3 protein-coding genes are annotated in these 1,719 nt (G+C 40.1%); all 3 read right to left on the bottom strand.

The features are described 5' to 3' along the window. Positions 1–554 (bottom strand): SDR family oxidoreductase (locus tag ACFRAE_RS17670; protein ID WP_422798493.1); only part of this gene is annotated, 554 nt, incomplete at its 3' end. Positions 555–573: 19 nt separating this feature from the next. After that, a complete protein-coding gene (gene rfbC / locus ACFRAE_RS17665) occupies positions 574–1,107 on the bottom strand; it encodes a dTDP-4-dehydrorhamnose 3,5-epimerase (RefSeq protein WP_422798492.1) in 534 nt (177 codons plus the stop codon). Positions 1,108–1,110: 3 nt separating this feature from the next. Continuing rightward, positions 1,111–1,719 (bottom strand): dTDP-glucose 4,6-dehydratase (locus ACFRAE_RS17660; RefSeq protein ID WP_422798491.1); only part of this gene is annotated, 609 nt, incomplete at its 5' end.

The raw sequence follows: 1,719 nt of genomic DNA, 5'->3' as shown, positions 1-1,719 counted from the left end.
GAACCAATTTGGTCATTTATTACAGATAACTCTTCACGCTCACTCATCAAGCGAATCATCGTCTTTACAAAATTGTTTCCATAGACCGAATAAACCCAGGCGGTACGAACTATGATTGCATCGGCTAACACACTCGCTATCGCATGCTCCCCATCCAGTTTCGTCTTTCCATACACATTGATGGGATCCACTGCCGAATCTTCGGTTAAAGCAACACTCGAATTCCCGTCAAATACATAATCTGTGGATATGGCAATCAATTTACAGCCATGACTAGCACTGTATTTCGCAATCTCTGCGGTAGCCAAATGGTTAATCTTGTCTGCGAGCTCTTGTTCACTCTCTGCTTTATCTACCGCCGTATATGCAGCTCCGTGAATAATAATATCTGGATGGTAGTCCGTTAAGCGGTCTTGTATCGTATCCGTATTCGTCAGATCCAGTTCGGCAACATCTAAAAAAGCACATTCATAGTTTGCATTGACTCCTAATATATCCCGCAATTCTGATCCCAATTGACCATGTGCTCCCGTTACTACTATTTTTTTCTTCATGTAATCTTTTTGCTTATACTTATTGAAATGACCTTGCTTGCTGATCCTTTTCCGATAAGATCATATCCAATTCAGGAATCTGCCAATCCACGGAAAGGGTTTTATCTAAGGGGTTGACACCATCCTCCGATGCTTTGTTATACACATTATCGCATTTATAAAAGAAGGTAGCCTGTTCCGATAATACGGCAAAGCCATGTAGAAACCCTCTGGGTACAAAAAGCTGTCTATTATTTTCGGCTGTAAGTTCTACAGCCACGTATTCTCCGTAAGTGCTCGATCCTTCACGAACATCTACCGCCACGTCCAATACTGAACCTTCCAACACGCGTACCAATTTCGCTTGTGCATATTCACCGCGCTGTTGATGCAATCCGCGAACTACTCCGTAACTGGAACGTGATTGATTATCTTGTAGAAAAACAGGATCTAGACCTGTCAATTCTTTGAATTTATGTTGATTATAGGACTCAAAGAAATATCCACGGCTATCTTCAAAAACCGTAGGTTCCAAAATATAACAATCTTTTAGTTTCGTGCTAATTACTTTCATCGTTTATCCTTGATATTGTTTGTTATAGTATTGCTGATAATCGCCCGAGGTCACATGATCTAACCAGTCTTGATTCGTTAAAAACCAATCGATGGTGATAGACAAGCCTTGCTCAAATGTAACCGATGGCTGATAACCAAGTTCCTGATTGATCTTACTGGCATCAATCGCGTAGCGAAGGTCATGACCTGGACGATCTTTAACAAAAGTGATTAGCTTGGCCGAAGTACCTTCTTCCCTTCCCAACTTTTCATCCATCTGTTTACACAATTCTTTCACCAAATCAATATTTTGCCATTCGTTGAAGCCTCCAACATTGTAAGAATCTCCAATTTTTCCTTGATGAAACACCAAATCAATGGCCTTTGCATGATCCTTTACGAATAGCCAGTCTCTGGTAAATTTTCCATCTCCATAAATAGGTAATGGCTTATTGTTTAATATATTATGAATACAAAGAGGAATTAATTTTTCTGGAAAATGATTCGGCCCATAATTATTTGAGCAATTCGTAATCACAACCGGTAAGCCATAAGTATCTTGATAAGCACGAACAAAATGATCGGAAGATGCCTTTGAAGCTGAGTAAGGTGAATGTGGATCATAGGCCGT

Source organism: Sphingobacterium sp. HJSM2_6 (assembly GCF_049316305.1).
Taxonomy (GTDB): Bacteria; Bacteroidota; Bacteroidia; order Sphingobacteriales; family Sphingobacteriaceae; genus Sphingobacterium.
This window is presented reverse-complemented; position numbering and strand designations above follow the sequence as displayed.